The 20918-nt window shown below is 51.2% G+C and carries 21 protein-coding genes and 1 pseudogene; 15 read left to right on the top strand and 7 right to left on the bottom strand.

Annotation, left to right across the window (positions count from 1 at the left end; all coding sequences use genetic code 11):
- Positions 1 to 447: 447 nt before the first annotated feature.
- Positions 448 to 1698, top strand: coding sequence for a serine/threonine transporter SstT (gene sstT, locus EHV15_RS26900; RefSeq protein ID WP_128633930.1), 1251 nt, complete (start codon positions 448 to 450; stop codon positions 1696 to 1698).
- A 37-nt stretch (positions 1699 to 1735) separates the two neighbouring features.
- Here sstT and EHV15_RS26895 read toward each other — a convergent pair whose 3' ends face one another.
- Together EHV15_RS26895 and EHV15_RS26890 are read right to left on the bottom strand one after the other, a co-directional pair.
- Positions 1736 to 2461 carry a type II toxin-antitoxin system prevent-host-death family antitoxin gene (locus tag EHV15_RS26895; RefSeq protein WP_128633929.1) on the bottom strand — a complete coding sequence of 242 codons (726 nt, stop codon included), beginning with the start codon at positions 2459 to 2461 and terminating at the stop codon, positions 1736 to 1738.
- 79 nt (positions 2462 to 2540) lie between these two features.
- Complete coding sequence (locus EHV15_RS26890; protein WP_128633928.1) at positions 2541 to 3473, bottom strand: ketopantoate reductase family protein; 933 nt, start codon at positions 3471 to 3473, stop codon at positions 2541 to 2543.
- A gap of 172 nt (positions 3474 to 3645) precedes the next feature.
- On the opposite strand from EHV15_RS26890, the gene EHV15_RS26885 reads away from it, so the two are divergent.
- The 5 genes from EHV15_RS26885 to EHV15_RS26865 all read left to right on the top strand — a co-directional run bounded on the left by EHV15_RS26885 (position 3646) and on the right by EHV15_RS26865 (position 8558).
- Positions 3646 to 4227, top strand: a complete 582-nt coding sequence (locus EHV15_RS26885; RefSeq protein WP_128633927.1) for a TetR/AcrR family transcriptional regulator — start codon at positions 3646 to 3648, stop codon at positions 4225 to 4227.
- 77 nt (positions 4228 to 4304) lie between these two features.
- Positions 4305 to 4862 (top strand): RNA polymerase sigma factor, encoded by a 558-nt coding sequence (locus EHV15_RS26880; protein WP_342774092.1) that lies wholly within the window; start codon positions 4305 to 4307, stop codon positions 4860 to 4862.
- Complete coding sequence (locus EHV15_RS26875; protein ID WP_128633925.1) at positions 4855 to 6162, top strand: hypothetical protein; 1308 nt, start codon at positions 4855 to 4857, stop codon at positions 6160 to 6162. Before EHV15_RS26880 ends, EHV15_RS26875 begins: the two co-directional genes overlap by 8 nt.
- A gap of 114 nt (positions 6163 to 6276) precedes the next feature.
- A complete protein-coding gene (gene dhaK / locus EHV15_RS26870; protein WP_128633924.1) occupies positions 6277 to 8034 on the top strand; it encodes a dihydroxyacetone kinase subunit DhaK in 1758 nt (585 codons plus the stop codon).
- A 137-nt stretch (positions 8035 to 8171) separates the two neighbouring features.
- A complete protein-coding gene (locus EHV15_RS26865) occupies positions 8172 to 8558 on the top strand; it encodes a winged helix-turn-helix transcriptional regulator (RefSeq protein WP_128633923.1) in 387 nt (128 codons plus the stop codon).
- A gap of 151 nt (positions 8559 to 8709) precedes the next feature.
- Here EHV15_RS26865 and EHV15_RS26860 read toward each other — a convergent pair whose 3' ends face one another.
- Positions 8710 to 9273 carry an NAD(P)H-dependent oxidoreductase gene (locus EHV15_RS26860; RefSeq protein ID WP_128633922.1) on the bottom strand — a complete coding sequence of 188 codons (564 nt, stop codon included), beginning with the start codon at positions 9271 to 9273 and terminating at the stop codon, positions 8710 to 8712.
- A gap of 238 nt (positions 9274 to 9511) precedes the next feature.
- On the opposite strand from EHV15_RS26860, the gene EHV15_RS26855 reads away from it, so the two are divergent.
- The 4 genes and pseudogenes from EHV15_RS26855 to EHV15_RS26840 form a co-directional block, all read left to right on the top strand.
- Positions 9512 to 9937, top strand: a complete 426-nt coding sequence (locus EHV15_RS26855) for a hypothetical protein (protein ID WP_128633921.1) — start codon at positions 9512 to 9514, stop codon at positions 9935 to 9937.
- A 93-nt stretch (positions 9938 to 10030) separates the two neighbouring features.
- Complete coding sequence (locus tag EHV15_RS26850) at positions 10031 to 10279, top strand: hypothetical protein (protein ID WP_128633920.1); 249 nt, start codon at positions 10031 to 10033, stop codon at positions 10277 to 10279.
- Positions 10276 to 10662, top strand: coding sequence for a retropepsin-like aspartic protease (locus EHV15_RS26845; RefSeq protein WP_128633919.1), 387 nt, complete (start codon positions 10276 to 10278; stop codon positions 10660 to 10662). The genes EHV15_RS26850 and EHV15_RS26845 overlap by 4 nt, the downstream gene beginning before the upstream one ends.
- 240 nt (positions 10663 to 10902) lie before the next feature.
- Positions 10903 to 11175 (top strand): annotated as a pseudogene (locus EHV15_RS26840) (aldo/keto reductase); the annotation flags it as partial.
- Between the two features lie 195 nt (positions 11176 to 11370).
- Here the strand turns inward: EHV15_RS26840 and EHV15_RS26835 are convergent.
- Positions 11371 to 13194 (bottom strand): rhamnogalacturonan lyase, encoded by a 1824-nt coding sequence (locus tag EHV15_RS26835; protein ID WP_178076081.1) that lies wholly within the window; start codon positions 13192 to 13194, stop codon positions 11371 to 11373.
- A gap of 304 nt (positions 13195 to 13498) precedes the next feature.
- Between EHV15_RS26835 and EHV15_RS26830 the strand changes: the two genes are divergently transcribed.
- From EHV15_RS26830 to EHV15_RS26810, 5 genes are all read left to right on the top strand, one after another.
- The gene (locus EHV15_RS26830; protein WP_128633918.1) at positions 13499 to 14083 is read left to right on the top strand and encodes a LysE family translocator; all 585 of its coding nucleotides are present in this window, start codon (positions 13499 to 13501) and stop codon (positions 14081 to 14083) included.
- A 16-nt stretch (positions 14084 to 14099) separates the two neighbouring features.
- On the top strand, positions 14100 to 14876 hold the full coding sequence (locus EHV15_RS26825) for an AraC family transcriptional regulator (RefSeq protein WP_128633917.1): 777 nt from the start codon (positions 14100 to 14102) through the stop codon (positions 14874 to 14876).
- 217 nt (positions 14877 to 15093) lie between these two features.
- Positions 15094 to 16296, top strand: a complete 1203-nt coding sequence (locus tag EHV15_RS26820; RefSeq protein ID WP_128633916.1) for an MFS transporter — start codon at positions 15094 to 15096, stop codon at positions 16294 to 16296.
- A gap of 110 nt (positions 16297 to 16406) precedes the next feature.
- Positions 16407 to 16976, top strand: a complete 570-nt coding sequence (locus tag EHV15_RS26815; RefSeq protein ID WP_128633915.1) for a TetR/AcrR family transcriptional regulator — start codon at positions 16407 to 16409, stop codon at positions 16974 to 16976.
- A 184-nt stretch (positions 16977 to 17160) separates the two neighbouring features.
- Positions 17161 to 17808, top strand: a complete 648-nt coding sequence (locus tag EHV15_RS26810) for a GNAT family N-acetyltransferase (protein ID WP_246061797.1) — start codon at positions 17161 to 17163, stop codon at positions 17806 to 17808.
- A 112-nt stretch (positions 17809 to 17920) separates the two neighbouring features.
- Here the strand turns inward: EHV15_RS26810 and EHV15_RS26805 are convergent, their stop codons facing one another.
- Genes EHV15_RS26805 through EHV15_RS26795 form a run of 3 tightly spaced genes read right to left on the bottom strand, consistent with a single transcriptional unit; the run spans position 17921 to position 20918 of the window.
- Positions 17921 to 18919 carry a LacI family DNA-binding transcriptional regulator gene (locus EHV15_RS26805; protein ID WP_128633914.1) on the bottom strand — a complete coding sequence of 333 codons (999 nt, stop codon included), beginning with the start codon at positions 18917 to 18919 and terminating at the stop codon, positions 17921 to 17923.
- A 45-nt stretch (positions 18920 to 18964) separates the two neighbouring features.
- Positions 18965 to 20053 carry a glycoside hydrolase family 172 protein gene (locus EHV15_RS26800; protein ID WP_128633913.1) on the bottom strand — a complete coding sequence of 363 codons (1089 nt, stop codon included), beginning with the start codon at positions 20051 to 20053 and terminating at the stop codon, positions 18965 to 18967.
- A gap of 31 nt (positions 20054 to 20084) precedes the next feature.
- Positions 20085 to 20918, bottom strand: coding sequence for a carbohydrate ABC transporter permease (locus EHV15_RS26795; RefSeq protein ID WP_036623573.1), 834 nt, complete (start codon positions 20916 to 20918; stop codon positions 20085 to 20087).

Below are 20918 nucleotides of genomic sequence, written 5' to 3'. Positions count from 1 at the left end.
TTCCGTAAGCGAACAAGTTCATCACAATAACGGATTTTTATGGCCTTATTTTCCAACTAATGGTGCAAAAAGGGGTCACCCTCCTGCGTTTTTAAAAAATAGCGACATAAATTTCCCCTATTTCTATCAAAATGGGTGATGTCGCCGGAATAGCGACATTTTTTTCCTTTTTGTTTCGCTCGGGTTTTCAAACAGGCCAGCCTTTTCTCTGTTTCCCGGGCGAGTTATTCCTTCATGTATTCACTTTATAGGATGCCCATATGAATGATGTCGGGGCAAATGGTTTCACAGTAGATACCAAGAATTGAGAATTTTGCGATAATTAACAAAATGGATATTTTCTCCCACACACAACCGTCAAATTTCGTGATAAACTAACGCTATGTCTCGCTACAGCGTCGCTGCAGTGTTCGGTTATACTTTTCATATTGGAATCCGGAGGAGAAAATGAAAACATTAATACTCAAGTGGAATCAAGTGAGTCTGGTAAATCGAATTTTTCTGGGAATCCTCGTTGGGATTGTTTTGGCTTTGTCCGTTCCCGGCGCAACGGGGATTGCTATTTTCGGTACCTTGTTCGTATCCGCCTTAAAGGCGGTTGCTCCCGTATTGGTCTTGCTTCTCGTTATGGCCGCCATATCCAATCATAAAAAGGGCAGCCAAACGAACATGAAATCGATTCTCGTCCTGTATGGATTAAGCACATTTTTGGCGGGATTGATCGCGGTTGTGGCCAGTTTTATTTTTCCGGTAGGTTTGTCGCTCGTGAGCGGCAGCGGAGACCTGACTCCGCCCGGCGGCATTGTCGAAGTGCTGAAGGACTTGCTGTTCAAAGTGGTGGACAACCCGGTAAAAGCCTTGATTGAGGCCAACTATATCGGCATCCTGGCTTGGGCGATCCTGCTTGGCGTGGCGTTAAAGGGCGCCGGAGATCATACGAAAAACCTGCTCACCCAATTCTCGGACGCCGTATCGCAAATCGTCAGATGGGTCATTCAATTGGCGCCGTTTGGGATCATGGGACTTGTTTATGACACCATTACGGCAAATGGTCTTTCGTCCTTGCTTAATTACGGGAAGCTGCTACTCGTGCTGATTGGATGCATGTTGTTTATGGCGCTGGTGGTGAATCCGCTGATCGTCTACCTGAATATCCGCAGGAATCCGTATCCCCTCGTGTTTAGCTGTTTGAAGGAAAGCGGGATTACGGCATTCTTCACGAGAAGTTCCGCGGCCAACATTCCGGTCAATATGCGATTATGCGAAAAATTGGGGCTGGATAAAGACACGTATTCGGTGTCCATTCCCTTGGGCGCTACAATAAATATGGCGGGGGCGGCGGTGACGATTTCCGTCTTAACGCTTGCGGCAGTTCATACGCTGGGCATTCAAGTGGATTTTGGCACGGCGCTGATTCTTAGCGTACTCTCCGCCATATCTGCCGCAGGCGCCTCCGGCGTGGCCGGGGGATCGCTGTTGCTTGTACCTCTGGCCTGCAGCTTATTCGGCATTTCAAACGATATTGCCATGCAAGTCGTTGGGGTGGGTTTCATCATCGGCGTATTGCAGGACTCTTTCGAAACGGCGCTCAACTCATCTTCCGATGTGCTGTTCACCGCGACGGCGGAATATGCCAAAAAGCGCAAAGAAGGCATGAAAACAATGGGAAAATATCTGGACAAAAAAGCAGGGGCCTAAGCTGGGCTCCTGCTTTTTGGTTGATACGAGCGGGCGATTAGGCGAACAGGTCCTGCAGCGAAACGCGCAGGCCCTCGTATAGCTGGGATTCCGCATACTGGTTGCCGGGTTTCGAATAATAGGTTACATCCGCGATCTCGCCGTCAGTCAGAGTAAACACCGTCACTTGCTCCTTCATCGGATCGACGATCCAATATTCCTTCACTCCGCATTTTCGGTATAATTCGAGCTTCCGGATCAAATCTTTGCTTCGCGTGGAAGGAGACAGCACCTCAACAGCCAGTTCCGGCGTGCCCATATATTTGCCGCGCTCGTTGATTTGATCTTTGTCGCAAATGACAACCAGATCCGGCTGAACGACACAAGTATTCATTTTTGACTTCATCAGCGTGATGTCAAAAGGAGATGTCAGCGGTGTACAGGGTTTTCCTTTAAACCAAAGATAAAACGTACCGTGTAGTTCATTTACAGCCTGTTGGTGCTTGTACGAAGGAGAGGCAAGGTTATACACGACACCGTCGATGAGCTCGAAATGCTGTTCCGCCATCTCGGTCAGTTCGAGAAACTCCTCATAAGTCACCCAATCGCCGCTTTCGTATCTGGCCGCTTCCTCCTTCAGGAAGGGATCATCATCCTCCCCGGCGAACGCCGTCAATTTGGCCACATCCCTGCCGTTCTTCGTCACGATGATTTCCTCACCCGCCTCCGCAAACTTTAAATACTTCCCGAATTTGTTTTGCATATCGGTGGAAGAAACGCGCATAAGGCTCACCTCGAATTAGCTATTTTATGTATTTATTTTAGCTAATTTTAGGGTGATTTTCAATGAAAAATAGCTAATTTTAAACGGGAGCTTTCGCGAGAAACTGCTCCTCGAGGATATCCCAGTTGGGAGTAGAGACGTTGGACCTGTTCTTCCACACGCGGAATACGCTGCTTAAAGCGGCTATTTCGTAGTCGGAACCATCGACCAGCCGGCTGGCCGGCAGCAGGTGATATATTTTTAAAATCAGGCGCAACAGCAAGGGATGTTTACGGATAAATGAAGCTTGACCGGCCGGTACCAGGGGATAACCCTGGGCTTCCAGCACGCGAAAGCCTTCGTCCATGGCCGCGACGATCTGCCGCAGCAGCTTGCCGTCCCCGGCGATTTTCCTCATCCGGCGATCATGGATGATGACGGCGTAAGTGAGCGCCAGAATGGGGACGATATGGTTTTTCAACCAGGCGTCGATGTTATCGTGGTAGGCGAGCTTGTATTTCACATTCGCAAACGCCAGGTCAAGCTCGGCCTTAAAGGGGATCGGACCGTCCAATCCGCCAAGCACCATCTGCCCGCTGCCGCTGCGGATACAGACGGTTTTTCCGTTTTCTTTGGTTCCGGCGCTAATTTGGAATCCAAAGGCGATATTTTTGGGCGTATTGCTATGCTCTTTTAGGTAATTTTGCATGTCGCGGGCGTCCGTGTTATTGCCAACGATAATGATGTTGCTGCTCCGGTTATCGGCCAAAATCGGCAGGACTGCCGGAAAATCCGAATATTTCATGACAACAAAGATAAGATCGTAAATATCGTCCGCTTCCAGCGTCCGAATGACGCGGACCTGATCCACCGTCGTTTTCCGCTGAAAGTAATGGCGGATGACGAGGCCATCCCGCTCCAATTCCTCCGCCCGTTTTCCTCTCGCCAATATAGCCGTCTGGTTGCCCCCGCGCACAAGAACATGGGCCAAATAACTTCCTAAGACTCCTGCTCCGTAAACCAATACTCTCATGTTTCGCTCCTCACCTTCAAAATGAATGAACATTTGTTGAAAAAATAACATTTGTTGATTACAATTACCTTAACATCCATTGAAATCCCGCAGCAATCGGTAATATTTTTGATTCTGTTGAGTATTCAACAAATGCTATCGGAAATGTCTAAAAAGAGGAGCAAAGAGAGTGATGGACAGACGAATCGCAAAAACGAGGCAGGCCATTATGGAAGCTTTTGTCATGTTGATGGGGGAAAAAAGCTTTGAAAAGATCACGATTCAGGAAATCGCGGACAGGGCCGACGTGAACCGGGGGACTGTCTATTTGCATTTCACGGATAAATACGATCTGCTCGATCAATGCATCGAAACGTATTTGCAGCTATTGTATGAAACCTGCCTGCCCGGCGGGGATCCAGACGAGGTGTCCGCCAAAGCTTTACTGCTGCGTACGTTTGAATTTTTGCAGCGCCATGCCTCCATTTACTCCACGCTGATGACGAGCAAAGGGGTTCCCGTATTCCGAAACCGGATGAAATCGATGATGGAGCAGGGGATCGAGGAGATCATCAAAAATTGCGGCATCGGCCCGGGGATCAGCCCGGAGATTCTTGTCCAGTTTCTCGCGGTAGCGGTTGCCGGTCTGATGGAATGGTGGATGGTCCAGTCAATGCCTTACACTCCGGAAGAAATGGTGGAGCAATTGTTGCTGATCCTAGAGCGGAATTTGATTTTGCCGGAACAGGTGGACGGGTTTAAGCCGAAGGTGTAATTTTTCGCCGATTCGGGAACTTTCCTTGCCTTCAGGGAGTCTGTTTGGGTAAAGGGGAGGAGAATGACTTGAGGGAGATGCAACTGGAGCATCTTGCGGAGATGAGCGTGTCGGGGATTCGGATGCTGATGGAAACGTACGGGGAGGACGTTTGGAACTATGCTTACGTCATCACCGGGAATACGCATACGGCGGATGATGTCGCGCAGGATGTGTTTATTAAAGCGTATCAACATTATGCCTCTTTTCGCGGGGAGGCTTCCGTCAAAACTTGGTTGCTTAAAATCACGCGAAATACCGCACTTTCCTATCAAAGACGGGCATTTTTGCGCAAAGTGGTGCTGCTTGGCGAACGTTCGCCGGATGATGGGCCAAGCGGTACAGCGTCTTCACTGTCTTCGCCATCTGCCGAATCGCAATATTTGGAGCGGGAAGCGGCGGACGAATTGTGGCGGCAAGTATTGAAGCTGCCCGGCAATTTTCGCGACCCGCTGGTGTTGAGTGTGCACCATCAGTTGTCCATGGATGAAATATCCGTGATTACGGGCCTTACGCCGGGCACGGTGAAGTCAAGGATTCACAGGGCCAAAAAGAAGCTTGCCGCCGAATGGAAAGGAGCGAACGATCATGCATGAATGGAAGCCGGAGTGGGAACAAAGATTGGCCAGACCGCCTTTTAAGCAGCGGCGTTTTAGGCCCGATATGATGGAGCGGGTCGAGCGGCGGCTGCAATCGGCGGAAAAGAAACGGTCTCGAAAAGCATGGATTCAAGCTTTCACGGTGATCGTTCCGGCCTTGCTTCTGGTGCTGGGCGGAGGCATTTGGTTCGGCAGCCGGGTGGAGCCTGTGCCGGTTCCGTCCAACAATGGCCCGGGTCCAGTCACCCAGGGAGGAGGGACGTTTCGCTCCGGTTTTGAGCCTGGGCAAGGTGGGGATTTCGACTGGTGGAATTCCGCGCAAAACGCGGCCAAAAAGGATAGCGACCGGACGATCGTGACGTTGGCCAAAGCGCTTTTGCAGCGGCAGCTTGGCGTGTGGGGCGGCCCGACGCCGGACATTTGGGAAAATTCGGAGGTCAAACAGGCGCTGGAACGTTATGACGTGTCCAGTCCTTGGGTGTATGAAGTGTACGTCGATTCGATCCGTGCCGCGGATGCGCAAACCGTGTACTCGCTCCGTTTGGGGCTGCGGGATTCGATTCCCACGGTATATCAAGAAATGATTGACGTTTACATCCGCGTCGATACGCAAAAAATCTCACGCATCGAGCAAGTAAGTACGGACGAAACCGGGTCTCCGCCGGATGAAGGAGAGGCTGACCATGGCGAAGGAGAAACCGTTTTGTTGAAAGAGGATTCCGCACTTGATTTGAAGATTACGGGAGCCTTGCATAAGGAGGAGGGGAAGGTTCGTCCGATCCGTGTCCAATATGGTGATGCGGACAAAACGTTTGACGGCTGGAGCAACGTAAGTAATGAGTCCTATTATCCGAATGTTGCGGTATTGCAGGCAGGCAATGGAGACGAGAAGATGCTGGCTGTCATCTTGACGACCGGATACGGAACCGGGGTTCACGAATCGGCGCTGAAGCTGCTCAGAAACGATTTAACGGAAGTATCCGCTGCGGATCCGGTACTGGTGGCGGAATCCGAGCTGGAATCGAGCATGACGGCAGAAGCGGGCAAGCGTACGTATCAATTTACGCTGGGCGGCGAAACGCGCAGGTTCGATTACCAGGAAGAGGACGCCGGATTTTGGCTGGATCAGCCGGCACTCGGCAGCATTGTCCGATATTCCGTAGAAGGAAATACTTTGTATGCATCGGTGCCGATCCAGGTGTCGCCGGCCGAATTCCCGGTGTCGATCCAGCTGCGTTACAAATATGACGGGGCCGTGTTTACCGTGGCGGAGGCGGCGTTCGAGGATAACTTTTGAGTGTACGCCATATATTGTATAATGAAGCGAGACCCACAGCTTTTTCCATTTTTTCAGGTCATTCATTGATCATTGAGTAGCGATAGAAAATCAAGCATAAAGGGTGATTGAAACGTGAAGAAGATCATTAACAAGCCGGAGACACTGGTCCGGGACATGGGGCGGGGTCTCGCGCTTGCCCATCCCGAACTGGAATTCGACAGCAAGTACAAAATTGTGAAGAAAAAACAACGAAACCACGACAAAGTCACTTTGATCAGCGGCGGGGGCAGCGGGCATGAACCGGCCCATGCCGGATTCGTCGGGCGGGGGATGCTCGATGTGGCGGTTTGCGGCGATGTGTTCGCCTCCCCGTCGCAGATCCAGGTTTATCAGGCAATCAAAGCTTCCGCGGGGAGCAAGGGCGTTCTGCTGATCATCAAAAACTACAGCGGCGATATGATGAATTTCAAAAATGCGGCTCATCTCGCGGCAGAAGATGGCATCCTGGTCGATTATGTGAAAGTGGACGACGATATCGCGGTGGAGGACAGCCTGTACACGGTCGGACGCCGCGGCGTGGCCGGTACCGTGCTTGTGCACAAAATCGCCGGCGCCGCCGCCGAAGCGGGGCTGGAGCTGGCCGAAGTGAAGGCGGCCGCGCAAAAGGCGATCAAACGCACGCGCACCATCGGCTTCGCCTTGACGTCATGCACGGTACCGGCCAAGGGCACGCCGACCTTTGAGCTCGGGGAGGATGAGATCGAATATGGCGTCGGCATTCACGGCGAGCCGGGTATTCGCCGGGAGAAAATCGCTTCGGCCGACGAATTGGCGCGCAAGATGGTTGACGACTTGTACCGCGACATGAACCTGGATAGCGGCTCCGGCGAGGAGTTGGCGGTGCTCGTGAACGGATTCGGCGCTTCGCCGCTGCAGGAGCTATATGTGCTGGCGAACGCGGTCGTCCGCAAGATCCGCGGCCGGGGCCAGTCGATTTTTACATTGTTTGCCGGCAACTATATGACCAGCATCGATATGGCCGGCGCTTCGGTCACGATCATGCGGCTGGACGAGCAGTTGAAGCGGTACCTGGAAGCGGAATGCGATACGCCGGCGCTGCAGGTGCGCGGACCGTTCGCGCCGCTGCCGGCCGAAGCGGAGACGGACGCGGCGGAACAGCGCGAGCCTTCTTTCCGCTGCGAGACCGATCCGGCGGATGCGGAGGTCGGAAACGACGCATTTACGCTTCGCAATATCATTTATCTGACGGATAAAATGAGCGAAATTATTATCGGGCATGAAGTTGCGTTCTGCGAGCTTGATGCGCACGCCGGCGACGGCGATTTCGGGATGAGCGTCGCCAAAGGGTTCAAGCAATTGAAGCGGGAGTGGCCGGAGATTATCGAGCATCACGCGGGCACGATCGGCGGCTTCCTGGAGGCCTGCTCGCTGGTCATTATGGAGCATTGCGGCGGCGCATCCGGCCCGATTTGGGGCTCGGCGTTCCGCGCGGCCGGCAAATACGCCGCCGACCGCACGGCCCTCTCGGCCGCGGAGTTCGCGGCCATGATGCAGGCGGCCGTGGGAGGCATCCAGGCCACCGGCGAACGCTCTTTTGGCCGCGGCGCGGTCGTCGGCGACAAGACGCTGATCGACGCGCTGGTTCCGTTCGCGGATTCGTGGGAGCGGAGCGCGGCGGCCGGCAACGATCTGAAGAGCGCGGCGGCCAAGGCGGCGGAAGCGGCGGTAGAGGGGGCGAAGCGCACCGAGGCTATCGTCGCCCGCATGGGGCGGGCCGGCGCCGTCGGCGAGCGCAGCCTCGGGTACCCGGATGCCGGCGCCTACGCGCTTGGCGTCATCTTCACGGAGCTGGCGCGCGCTATGCGGTGAGCGGAGTTGCGGCGCACTTCCGCGCATTTCCGTGCACTCTGGCGGGCTAGGATGCTTGGCGTGCGAACGAACATCCGCCTTTTGCTAACATCAAAAGTGAAGCTGGGGGTAATTTTGCTTGAAGGAGGTTGTAGTTAATGCGCGAAACCTGTGTTCCGTCTGGCGTGGCGCTAAAAGACACTGGCTTTGGATACACGTTGTCCGTAATCGGCGGTAAATATAAAATGATCATCCTGTATTGGCTGGCCGAAAACAAGGTGATGCGGCATAATGAACTGAAACGAAGTATCGGGAATATTCCCTTTAAAACGCTGAGCGTTATGCTAAAAGAAATGGAGGCCGACGGCCTTATTCAGCGCGAGGAGTTTCCCCAAGTCCCGCCAAAAGTTGAATATTCCTTAACGGAACGCGGCCGTTCTCTCCTCCCGCTGTTAAATATGATGTGCGAGTGGGGAGAGGAGAACAGCTTGAACGGCTTGCCGGCTACCGGAACGACAGACGTTTCGGCTGGGCCTGCAAAATAGCGGAACTTTATGTACTTATGATCCGGAGCCAGGCGTGTTCATCCTCATTAGCGGCATTTTTTGTCCTTATATTTTTCGCTGGATCCGCAAAAAGGGCAAAAATTCCACACAGTCAGAGACCGCCGGTACGAACTTCCCCGGCGGTCTTTTCTCATAGGCTGTCGATAAAATTCAGGTAGTCGCGCGCGCTTTTTTCTAGTTCGCTTAAAGGCGGCTCATGTTCTGCACCGGGCTCATTTCCGCCGGGTTCATTTTCTTGGCCATAAAACGCAAAAAACGAACCATAGTCCGCATCGCAGTATAGGAAGGTCGTTTCAAAAGGAACTAGTAATTGTTCAAGGGTGTGACGATATCTCCCGTCTTTACTGTAATCTTCTTTTCTGATTCCGGCGGACACGGCTAAGGCAATTTTGCGATTCTTTAATTTATCGCCTCCTTTTGAACCGTAAGCCCATCCATACGTAAAAACATCGTCAAGCCATTGTTTAAGGAGAGGCGGGCAATTAAACCAATAAATAGGGAACTGCAACACAAGATTGCTATGCGATTCGATGAGCTGTTGTTCTTTTTGCGGATCAATGTCTCCGTTAGGGTAAACCTTATACAATTCGTGTACGGTATATTTCTCCGGGTATTTGCGGAGTTCTTCTGCCCATCGTTTATTGATGACGGATTCCGCCATGCTGGGGTGGGTTACGATAACCAGAGTTTTCAAAGCTTTGTCCTCCTATAAGCATGATTTCATTCTTGAGTATAATGGGCGCGCTGCAAATTTGTAAGTATGCACTTTTAGTACAGGTACTTACCTTGAGGTAAGTGTCAAAGGGCTTTTCTCCATCCATCTGCGCGCCGATTTCTGGATTGAACCATAGTTTGTCCCCGGGAAATTTTGTATAATAAAAAGTAGCATGCTTATTACAGATTTTATCTGAAAAATTTAGGAGATTAAGAGTATGAAAAAATTAAAGGTTCCTGCATTATTTCTCACAGCAGCTATGTTGTTTCTTACTTTCGTGGCGTCAGCATCTGCTATTACGGAAAATGATGATCAAGTTGCAAATGGTCCGACGGATGTAATTCTGATCAATGGTGTTCATCTATCGGGCGGCAGCGGGTATACCGGCTCGTTTACAACCGCACCGGAAAACGGTAAAAATATGGAGGTTTGGGTGAAAAATAACTCCACTTCATCTGTTTACTTAGTAATCAGCCGCAATGGAGTCGAGTTGCTATCCGATTATGAATTAGGGTCGGGTAAACAACAAACGGTAAGTTATCAAGAGCTCGTCGCAGACGGCTTAAGCGGAGATTGGGAAATTTACACTTATAATAGAACTGGGGCCAAATACGATCTAAACGTTAATGCAAGGCAGTTTTAATTGAGTTTCATTTTATCCGTTTCAGCCCTAACATGATAAAATAAGAGTAATCGTATTTCTATTAAGTAAATCCTAGAACAAGGAGGGTTTGCAATGCGATGGCAAGAAGTACGCGAGCTGTTTCCAGATCAATTTGTTTTGTTGTCTATTCTCGATTTTCGGAAGGAAGATGGGAAGAAAATCATAACGGATATGGCTCCGATTCGGGTTATACCGGAAAGGGAGGCTAACAGGGAATTCTTTAACGTAGGGCCGCAGCAGCTTGTTTATCATACTTCTAATGAGGAGTGCGTCATTCATCTGCGTACAGATCCTTTGGTCAGGATGCGGCGTAACCTATGAAGATTCATGATAATGGAAATCTTCTGACGATTAACCTTTCTGTAACTTATCGCGGAAATACGATACAGATAGAAGATGTTATCTTGGATACCGGCTCATCCCACACCATATTCAGTCCCGATACTATGGAACAGATCGGAGTTACCTATGAAAATGGAGACCCTGTTTACGAAGCTTATGGAATAGGTGGGACCGTACCGTTTTATACCAAGATCATGGATGAGCTTATGATTGATTCCTTGAAAATCAAACAGATTGAAGTAGATATAGGAATGTTACCTAACTCTCATAAGGGCTTGCTTGGTTTGGATATTTTGAAGACGAACGGTTTTATTGTGGATTTGGACAAGTTGGAATTAAGATTGCCTGAGAGGGCGGATTGATTGTTTCTAAAACGAAAAGCCGGTGCGCGACTTGGTTGCGCACCGGCTTTTCGCAGTTCGCTCAGCATGGTTCCCATCTCTAGGGTGAAAAGTCCCGAACGGGGGCTGGCGAGCGCCTATCGTTGACCCGAAGTATACAAATGTCAAGTAAAACCAGGAAGCAATAACAGGTTTTACTATATAATCAAACGAGCAGGAAATTATTTGGATGAAAACTTTTTTTTGGAAGGGCTGATAACGATGACAGATTCACTGCGGTTGCGCAAGCTGGGCAACTCCGATTTAATGTTGTCGCCGCTTGGGCTTGGCTGCTGGCAGTTCAGCAACGGAAAGGGAGTGGTCGGGAAATTTTGGCCGGCGCTAAGCAAGGAGGAGATAGGGCAAATCATACAGACCAGCTTGGAAGGCGGGATCAAATGGTTTGATACCGCCGAAGCATATGGTGGGGGACAGTCTGAAGAACTGCTGGCCGGCGCGCTCGGGGAGCTAGGCGGGACGCTCGCGCAGCAGGCGCAGCGTACTGGAAAATCTTTACGATCCGGAAGAAGTGTTTGGCCTTTTTGACCAAATCTTGGCGGTGGAAAATTTGTTGGCTGCCAAGCGGCCGGAGCTGGCTGCTCAAGAGCCGGCGGCAGTTTCCTTGTCTCCTTCATAAGGAAATCAACTTAAAGTAAGCCGGAGCGCCACGCGCCCCGGCTTTTTGCCTATTTACGGTACAACATATATATTCGGTTTCGTGACAGGACCCATGCCGTTGCCGAGGAAAAATCCGGGATGCGGCGGCTGGTTGTAGGCGACATTTTGCCAGGCGATGCTGAGCCGGTACACCGGATCGTGCATCAGGGTGTAAATTTTGTAGTTGGTGATATCCGTGGTAGTATAAATCCGCAGCGCGGTGTTATCGGATTTGCGCCAGATCACTTCCTCGCGCCAGTCGCCAAGCAGATCGGCCTGCAGGGTTGGCGTGGCCTTGGTGCCATTGTTGGAAGCAACGCTGGATCCGGTTAGCAAATTGTACATGGAGTTATTGTTGTAATTCCATTTGTCGATCTTGACGCCGTCGAGCAGTTCCCGGGACAGATCGCCGTCCCACCAAATGCCGAAGTTAATCGAAGGCGTGGAGCTGCTGATTTTCTTGCCGGTAATCGAGTACAAGCCAACTCCGCCGCTGGCCCATACTTCTTCTCCGGGATAATTCGGATCGATGTCGGCGGACATGCCCCGCCCGGTATCCTTGCCGGTATGAACGCCCCACAGCACTTGCCCGGTCGCGGCGTCCCACACGGCGGCCCCGTAAGGCGCGCTGGTATTTTCCATGACCTTAAAAACCTCCAGGCCGGAACGGTTCGGATTTAAATCCCCCACATGCAGCGCGTCTCCATGCCCCAATCCCGTGTTATACAGCTTGGCTCCGTTATCGTCGATGGTTAAGGCGCCGTAAATGATCTCATCTCTGCCGTCGCCGTCCACGTCGGCCACGCTTAAGCTGTGGTTGCCCTGGCCGGCCGTTCCCGGGTTGGTGGAGCTGTTGCTGTCAAACGTCCACTTCCGGGTTAAGGTGCTGCCGTTCCAGTTATAGGCGACCACGACCGTGCGCGTGTAATAACCCCGCGCCATAATGATGCTCGGATGAACGCCGTCCAAATAAGCCACTCCGGCGAGAAAACGGTCGACGCGGTTGCCGTAGTTGTCGCCCCAACTAGATACGTTGCCTCTTGGCGGAACATAGTCGATGGTGCTTAAAGCTTTGCCCGTCTGTCCGTTAAATACGGTCAGATATTCGGGTCCCGACAAAATGTATCCGCTCGAGTTGCGGTAGTCCGCACTGGCGCTGCCGATCGTCACGCCAGTTCCGTCAACGGTGCCGTCCGCAGTTTTGCAAACGACTTCGGCTTTGCCGTCCCCGTTGAAATCGTATACGAGAAACTGCGTGTAGTGAGCGCCGGCGCGGATATTTTTGCCCAGGTCGATCCGCCATAGGCGCGTGCCGTTTAGCTTGTATGCATCGAGGTAGACGTTGCCCGTGTATCCGCTTTGCGAGTTGTCTTTGGAGTTGGACGGGTCCCATTTCAGCACAATTTCGTATTCCCCGTCCCCATCCAGGTCCCCGACGCTTGCGTCATTGGCGCTATACGTGTAGCTGACGCCGTCCGGGGTCGTGCCGCCGGCCGGAATCTGGATCGGTACGTCCAAATAATTGTTCGCCCACACGCTGGCCGCCGGGGAGGCCGCTTGCTCCGTTCCGTTGACGATGGCCCTGACCGTATACGAAGAGGAAGTCGTGCCCGCTGAGTCCAAATAGTTCGTGCTGTTCGTAATCGGGCTGGAATTCACCTTGGTTCCGTTCCGGTACAGATTAAACGAAACCGACAGCTCCTCGGTCCCGAGCAGCCGCCAGCTCACAAACACCCCGCCGCTGACTTTCACCGCCACCAGTCCCCGGCTGAGTTTTTCCGCTTGCCTGGGGGCTGCGGCCGACGCGGTGGAAAGGGGCAGACACGCGGACCAAACGAAGGAGAGAACGACAAGTATACCAAGTACAAGATGCCAGACTGGATGTAACCGCTTACTCAATTAAAAAACCTCCTTTTACTATTTTTAAAATAAAAGTAATGTTGCAACAAAGATGTCATATTTTACAGTATCATAAATTCTGCTCGTATTGAATAGTTCCATGGTCTTCCAGGCGAAAATTTGGCGAACGCCTGTTTGCGAATGACATTGCGGGCGGGGGGAGATAGATTGGCGGGGGCGTTTCCAACACTGCAATATCGTACTATACGGCCATGAAGCGGAGGGTGTATCATGCATTAAAATACTGCATGGAGGTAACCTGATGAGCTTCATTTCTTTTCTGATGTACTGCGTTATTGCCACCTTTACGCCGGGGCCGACGAATATTGCTATCTTATCGATAGCCCATCATGCTAGACTTAAAGAGTCATTTCAATATATATGGGGGGCGGCTGTCGCCTTTTCCATGCTGCTTGCCGCCTCCGCCGTTTTAAACGGGGTGCTTGCGACCATCGTGCCGAAGATTTTGCTGGTCATGCAGATTATAGGGTGCATGTATATGCTCTATCTTGCCTATCAAGTGTACAAAATGAATCTGTCGGGGAATACGGCTGCACAAGCGGCTACGTTCAGGTCGGGATTTGTGATGCAATTCGTAAATCCCAAAACCTGGTTATTTACAATGACAGTGATTCCGAGCTATGTTATGCCCTATTACAAGTCTTCGCTAATTATATTTGCCTTTGTCCTGGCGATAACGGTGATTGCTTTTTTAGCATTTGTCACGTGGGCGTTTTTTGGCAGGATGCTTCATCGTTTTTTGCAAAAATATCAAAAGGCTGCCAACATTATTTTAGCCGTTTTATTGGTTTTTTCAGCCATTGAGATATTGGGGATATGGAGATAGAACGAGGTGAATAGGGATGAACACATTCGTATATAAGAAAGCGGCGGGGATCACCGCGCTGTCCGCAAGTATGTCCGATTTCGAATATGTGAAGCACAGCCATGAAGAATATGCGATGGGCGTTACTTTGCGCGGCGTCCAACAGTACAATTTGGATGGAAGCTTTCAGTCGTCCTATCGGGACGGAGTGATGCTTTTTCATCCGGAACAGGTGCATGATGGGAGGTCCCAAGATAGGACGGGCATTGATTATGTCATGGTGTACATCCAACCGAATTTATTTATGGAGCTTGCCGGGTTGAAGGAGATCGTCAAGTTTTCTTCTCCAATCGTTTATAATCGCGGGCTGAAGCAAAGCATATTGAACCTGGTCCGGGCGGTTTTTGCCCATAAAGACGAATCGCTGTGCTATGAGCTTCTTGCAGCGCTTGCGGATCATTTTTCCGAAATTGAAATGCGCGCCATGTTCGGTAAACAGGATAGCTTGATGACCCGAGCCAAGGAAATGATTTACGCCAATTTGGACCATGTGCTGAAACTCGATGAGTTATGCGGAGAACTGGGGCTGACCAAATTCCAGTTTATCCGGGCGTTTAAAGCGAACACGGGCATCTCCCCGTACCGGTTCTTTTTGAACAGCAAATTGGAGCACGCCAAGCGTATCATCGAAAGAAACAAGGATATCTACGCGGCGGTCGCCGCCTGCGGGTTTGTGGATTTATCGCATTTGAACAAGCATTTTAAACGCGTATACGGCATAACGGCTATGGAATATATGTCAAATATCAGGTAGATCGTGGTCATTGACGCTTGCGGGTCGTTTGGAGTGCAGTTGACCAGGGCTTGCCCCTGATTTAAGATAGAACCAACAAATCGGGGGAAAAGGAGAGAAACGGCATGACGGCATTCGCTAGACCTCCTTGTTAATCCGCATTCGCCTGGCCGGCCCGAGCGCCTCCAATCTAATGGATCGAACCGGTACCCATTAGATACGAAAGAGGTGCTTCGAGGTGAATTACACGGTAAATCTGAAAGTACTTTATGGGATTCGATTTTTTTCCGCCCTCATTCCGGCTTATGTGATCGAACGGCTGTACTGGGAACAGCGCGGTATGACCATTCCCATGGTAATCTATGCCGAAATCGTCTACGCTTTGACGGTCGTTCTGCTGGAGGTTCCGTCAGGCGTGCTGTCCGACAGATGGGGCCGCAAAAAAATGCTCGTGGCGAGCGCCATCCTGATCTGCTGTGAATTTCTGATTTTGCTGTTTGCGACGGAATTTTGGCATTTCGCGGTTGCCGTGTTTCTGGCGGGGCTCGCCCGTTCGGCCAGCAGTGGTTCGGAGAACGCTCTGCTGTATGATTCCCTGCTGCGGCAAGGCGAGGCGGCTTCATTCGAAAAACGGCTCGGCCGCCTGAACGCTTGCGACTTCGTTTCCGCCATGCTGGCCGCCTTGTGCGGCAGCCTGCTTGCCGGGAGATTCGGCCTGGAGCTGAACTACTGGATTTCGCTCGGAAGCGCGCTGGCCGCGCTGTTGCTTACTTTGCTGCTGGTTGAACCGGCGGTGAAGGCCGATGACCAACCCGTACCAGTTGAGGCCGAATCGGCGGGTGAGGCGATCCCATTCAAGAGGTACATCACGGATTCCCTGCGTTTCTTCCGGCAAAATCCGGGCGTCAGCCTGGTCATTTGCTCCGGGATGGTCACAGGGACGGCCATGGTGTACATTTATGAATTTTGGCAATTGTATGTGGACCGCTTAGGGATGCCGCTTGCTTATTTCGGCGCGCTGTCCGCCTCGATCATGCTGCTCCAGCTGCCCGGCAGTCTGCTGGCTCATGCGCTGATTGCCCGCTTCAGCCCGCAAACGCTGATCATAACCGTGCTGGCGGTTCAAGCGACCGGCTTTTCCTATGCCGCCGTCAATCAGGACTACACCGGGCTCGCGGCGATGCTCCTCACCTGCCTGTTCGCCGGCATCATGGAACCGCTCGCTTCCGGTTACCTGCACCACCGGATCGATTCCGGGAAACGCGCGACGATGGATTCGTTCCAATCGCTGGGGGAGAAGCTGGTTACGATATTGGCGGGACTTGGGTTCGGCTACTTGTCCGTCCGGTATGACGTGTTTGGCGGGTATGGCTTTATGGCGGTGATGTGCGGCGTGTTTTTGATCGGATTTATTGCGGCGTCACGTAAAATCATAAGGTAAAGAGCAGAGCCCGGGCCGATAAATATCGGTTCCGGGCTGTATGCTATACTATCATATGATTGATCACAACATCAAATGGCATTCCATAGCTCATTAAGAGGTGTAATCGGATGAAAAAGGAACTGACCTCAATCAAGCAAACGCGGCTGAACACCATTTTGGATGAAGCGACCAAGCTCTTGGTCGAGAAGCCAAACGCTTCCATGCATGAAATTGCCGAATCGGCCGGGATCGGCGTCGCAACGTTGCATCGGTATGTGGAGAGCCGGGAGCAATTGATGATTTACTTGGGATTTCGCGCGATTAAGGTCGTCAACGAGACGATGAAAGACATTCGGTTGGATGAGGAGAACTGTGAGAGCTATATCCCGGAGCTGATTGAAGCCCTAATTCCGCTCGGGGACAAAATTTATTTCCTGGCCCATGACGCCGCCATCAATTATCATCCGGAGATCGAGGAAGAGTATTGGAAGCTGCAAGAGCCGGTACTGCGTACGGTCGGTTTACTGCAGCAGAAAGGGTATTTTCGCCAGGATGTAGATAAGAACTGGATTGTCAATGTCCTGTATTCACTTCTGTTCCTCACATGGCAGCAGGTCGTAGAAGGGAATATCGCCAGAAAATCCGCTGTCGCGATAGTTGTGGATACGTTTTACCACGGTTTTAAGGCGAAGGACTAATTTTTGTTGGAAATTTCGTAATAAGCAGCTTATAAAGCTTGCGGAGCCTGTTCGAAAAATCGGATAGGCTCTTTTTTTCATGAAGAAAGTTGACTGTCGCTTATTTATGATATATTTTTATATCAAATGATATAATTATGTATCACATTTAAATTCAAATCATCAAAAAGCGGGGGGGATGAGCATGTTCATTCAAAATGCGATGGGAACAATCAACATTTCAAAGGAAGCAATCACCATCATAAAGGCTGATGCCGGGTCCGCGGTTGGCGCCAGGCTGAATCAAATGGCATTGGAATATATGGCTTACCCGCTAGCCGGGTCCGAGAAGAAAAGCATCGTTGCCGGTACGTTTCGCAAGCTGTGGAAGGGGCAGGGGAACCGCTTTAGTCATCAATATGCTTTTGAAGCCACGGCCAGCGGACAGACACTCGGAATAATCACCTGTTATCCGGTCCCGCTGTTAAAACGCCTTACTTGGCCAACCATTAAACAACTGCTTATACATCGGAAGCTGGGACTGATTGGTTATAATCTTCGGCATTTCAAATCACTTTATTCAATGATCACCATGAAAGAAGGGGAAGATGACGAATTCCATATTGGAACCATCGCCGCTTTGCCGGAAAGCAGAGGCCTCGGGATAGGTTCGCGGCTTCTCGCGTTTGCGGAGGAACAAGCCGTTTTGCAAGGCTTCACTAAATGTTCCCTGACCGTAAGGAAGGAAAACGAACTTGCCCTTAAATTGTATAAGCGTATTGGCTATCGAATTACAGGGGAAATCAACAAGCCGGCTTTGTCGTTATTTAGAATGGCTAAAGTGCTCGTATGAGGGCATGAAGAGCCGGAATCGGGCAGCATACCCGGTAAAAAAACTCGAGCAGAGGATCATTTGTCCTTTGCTCGATTCATTCTCGTATTTCTTATCGAAAAACGTTCTGGCACTAGCTGGTGCGCCGAACCATCAGTTCCGTCGGGAACACTTCTTCCACAGGTTCGAGGCGCTGGCCGTCGGATTCAATGGATTCGATCATCAGCTTGGAAGCGGCCTCGGCCAATTCGTTGATGGGGTGCCGGATCGTCGATAGGCTCAGCAGCTCGGAGACGGTCGGCATATCGTCGACGCCCAGAACGGCAAGCTGATCCGGAATAGAAAGGCCCAAATCCTTGCAAGCCTTTAACGCCCCGATGGCGGAGATGTCGTTCAAACAGAACAGCGCTTGCGGCAGCTGGTTGCTTTTGGCCAAGTTCGTCACCGTCTCATATCCGAAAGTTTCCGTCATATCGCCCGTTATGACAGTCGGCAGCTTGCCGTTTTGCTGTAAAGTCTCGCTGGCTCCGTTGAGCCGATCGTCGAATCCGGGAACATGGCCGTGCGGATAAGTCAAAATGACCAGCTTGTCATAGCCGCGGGATAACAAATGGTTCACCCCGGTTTGGCCGCTCTGATAGTCGTTGACGCGCAGCACATGCGCTCCGTAGGATAAGTTGTGGCGTCCTACCGTAATGACCGGCACGTTGAGGTCCATTAATTTGGGCATGAATTTTTCCGTGTCAAGGGTCGCTTTGACGATGATTCCGTCGACCATCTGAATATTCATGAAAATTTCTTCAAAGTCCAGCAGGATAATTTTATATCCCAAGGCCTTTAACTGCTGCTTGATGACTTTGGCAAAATGGAGGAAGTATAAGTCCTCAAAGTAACCGTCTCCGTCATAGGTGCTGTCGGACAAGACGAGCCCAATGGTATGCATTCTGCCGGTAATTAGACTTTTGGCAACCGGGTTCACTTGGTAACCTAATTTCTCGATGGAGAGACTGATTTTTTCCTTGGTCTCCGCGCCCATCTTCTGAAAGTTGCCGTTTAGAAAATGGGAGACCGTCGCGGGCGATACGCCCGCGTCTTTTGCGACTTGAACTAAAGTAACCCTTTTTTTTGCCATTTTTAAACCTCTGCTTCTATTTGAATTACGAAGATTTCGCCCAGATTAGCGCGGACGTCTTTCCAATACGCCGGGCAGGGCGGGAAACGCTTGGTGCGGCTCGGTCTGGTACCAGTAACATACGGAACTTATGTCATCGCTTCTTTCGAACAACGCTTTGCCGTCATGCCCGATCTGTTGAACGGTGACCCGCAAATCCTCTTCAAACAAAATGGGGTCAAGTATATGCCAACGATAGAAGCCGCGCATCGGACAAGCCGCTCCATCGTAAATATGCGCTCTTGTCGTATCTTTTACGGCAAAATACGGGAAACCCATAAATGGGGTGGAGTACGTCTGCTCCTCAACCGGGTTGCCGTTGTCGTACTTCACGAAACCCCAGGCGCCGCCGAAGTAATCCTCGGTCCCCGTGCCGCAGATCGTCGGCCAATCCCGGTCGCCGTCGAGATAAAATTTCACTTCCCCTTCGCCGTACCAGTATCGGGACAGGGAGGTCCAGGCCATATAAGTGCCAACATATTTCCCTCTTCCTTTAATTCCATCTACAATTGTATAATCCTGCTTAAGATTGGTCGGATTTTCCCGGCGGAACTGGGCGTGAAAATATTCCGTATCCTCCGGAAGCTCATCGACCAGCATATAATCAAATTGGTAGAAAAACGCTTCGATCTCTTGGGGATGCTCATTCGTTACCGTTACTTTGGCGGATTTTTGGAAAGGCATCGCAAAGTAACTGTTCATGCCGCCGACCGGGTTGACTACAATCGGCATGGAGTTGACGACCGCTCTGGCCCCGAAGCCATTGCAGAAGAAATCGCCCAGCGGAACTTCCACGGATGGCGATTCTTCACCGTCCCAATACATTCGCAGCACCAGGTCGCGCAACACGAACCAGCCGGCTTCGGTCTGGTCGGTCACGGTCATCCAGATGTGCTGGATGATGCCGGGGCCTTCGATATCAACGAGCGTGGCGGTTTCGCCCTGAGCCAGCGGGATAAAGGCTTTGCCCTTCCGGGCGACGCCCAAGGGGCCGGCGGCTTTCCCGCCTTCGCCTTTCAGGCCGCGCGGATTTTCCGCCGTGATCGCTCTGCTTTGTCCTTTGATTCTGCCAAAAAGTTGGTTCATCGATTGCATGGTTGATCTCTCTCCTTATCTTTTTATCCGCTTATCCTTTAACCGCTCCGTCGGACACGCCGGCCATCACGTATTTGTTCAGGAACAAGTATGTGATGATGATCGGGATGATACTGATGCTGATGGCCGCAAACGTCTGGCCCCAATCCGTCGCGCCAAACGCCCCGATGAATTCCTGAAGCCCGACGGCGATCGTTTTGTATTGCTTGTCGTTCGTAAAGGTGTTGGAAAAAATAAAATCGTTCCAAATGAAAATGAAGTTGATCGAGGCGACCGTAACCGTCGTGTTGATGGTCAGCGGTGAAATGATTTTATAAAACACTTGATAAATGTTGCATCCGTCGATGACGGCGGCTTCGATCAATTCATTCGGCACATAGCTGTAAAAACTGGTGAAAATCAAAATCGACAACGGCAGGGCAAAGCCGACTTGCGGCAGGATCAGCGCCAGATACGAGTTCAGCAGCCCGAAATCTTTGTACATAATAAACAGCGGGATCAAAGTGACCTGAATCGGAATCATGATCCCGACCGTAAAGAACAACAGCAGCTTCGAATTTAGCTTGAAATTCATTTTGACGAGGGCAAAGCCCGCCGTTGCGCTGAGGAAGATGATCAGCACCAGACAGCTGAAGGTGACGATGGCGGTGTTTTTGATATACAGCAGCAGGTCACTTTCCCGAAATACGTCGGCATAGTTGGCAAACGACCATACCGTCGGCAGCGAAAACGGCTTTGTCGTCAATTCGATGCTCGATTTGAAGCTGGACAACATCAGCCAGACCACCGGATAGATTTGCACGATCAGGATTGCGATCACAATAAAATACAGCAGGAAGGACAAAGCCGTTTTTTTGGATTTCAT

It is taken from the genome of Paenibacillus oralis, assembly GCF_003863965.1.
Taxonomy (GTDB): Bacteria; Bacillota; Bacilli; order Paenibacillales; family Paenibacillaceae; genus Fontibacillus; species Fontibacillus oralis.
Note: the sequence above shows the minus strand (reverse complement) of the source record. Positions and strands in the feature narration are given on the sequence as shown.

Coding starts and splice junctions, on each gene's coding strand:
- EHV15_RS26830 (WP_128633918.1), top strand. CDS start 13,499: ATGAGCTTCATTTCTTTTCTGATGTACTGCGTTATTGCCACCTTTACG.
- EHV15_RS26885 (WP_128633927.1), top strand. CDS start 3,646: ATGGACAGACGAATCGCAAAAACGAGGCAGGCCATTATGGAAGCTTTT.
- EHV15_RS26805 (WP_128633914.1), bottom strand. CDS start 18,919: ATGGCAAAAAAAAGGGTTACTTTAGTTCAAGTCGCAAAAGACGCGGGC.
- EHV15_RS26895 (WP_128633929.1), bottom strand. CDS start 2,461: ATGCGCGTTTCTTCCACCGATATGCAAAACAAATTCGGGAAGTATTTA.
- EHV15_RS26810 (WP_246061797.1), top strand. CDS start 17,161: ATGTTCATTCAAAATGCGATGGGAACAATCAACATTTCAAAGGAAGCA.
- EHV15_RS26880 (WP_342774092.1), top strand. CDS start 4,305: ATGCAACTGGAGCATCTTGCGGAGATGAGCGTGTCGGGGATTCGGATG.
- EHV15_RS26825 (WP_128633917.1), top strand. CDS start 14,100: ATGAACACATTCGTATATAAGAAAGCGGCGGGGATCACCGCGCTGTCC.
- EHV15_RS26875 (WP_128633925.1), top strand. CDS start 4,855: ATGCATGAATGGAAGCCGGAGTGGGAACAAAGATTGGCCAGACCGCCT.
- EHV15_RS26855 (WP_128633921.1), top strand. CDS start 9,512: ATGAAAAAATTAAAGGTTCCTGCATTATTTCTCACAGCAGCTATGTTG.
- sstT (WP_128633930.1), top strand. CDS start 448: ATGAAAACATTAATACTCAAGTGGAATCAAGTGAGTCTGGTAAATCGA.
- EHV15_RS26865 (WP_128633923.1), top strand. CDS start 8,172: ATGCGCGAAACCTGTGTTCCGTCTGGCGTGGCGCTAAAAGACACTGGC.
- EHV15_RS26815 (WP_128633915.1), top strand. CDS start 16,407: ATGAAAAAGGAACTGACCTCAATCAAGCAAACGCGGCTGAACACCATT.
- EHV15_RS26795 (WP_036623573.1), bottom strand. CDS start 20,918: ATGAAATCCAAAAAAACGGCTTTGTCCTTCCTGCTGTATTTTATTGTG.
- EHV15_RS26800 (WP_128633913.1), bottom strand. CDS start 20,053: ATGCAATCGATGAACCAACTTTTTGGCAGAATCAAAGGACAAAGCAGA.
- EHV15_RS26850 (WP_128633920.1), top strand. CDS start 10,031: ATGCGATGGCAAGAAGTACGCGAGCTGTTTCCAGATCAATTTGTTTTG.
- EHV15_RS26845 (WP_128633919.1), top strand. CDS start 10,276: ATGAAGATTCATGATAATGGAAATCTTCTGACGATTAACCTTTCTGTA.
- EHV15_RS26890 (WP_128633928.1), bottom strand. CDS start 3,473: ATGAGAGTATTGGTTTACGGAGCAGGAGTCTTAGGAAGTTATTTGGCC.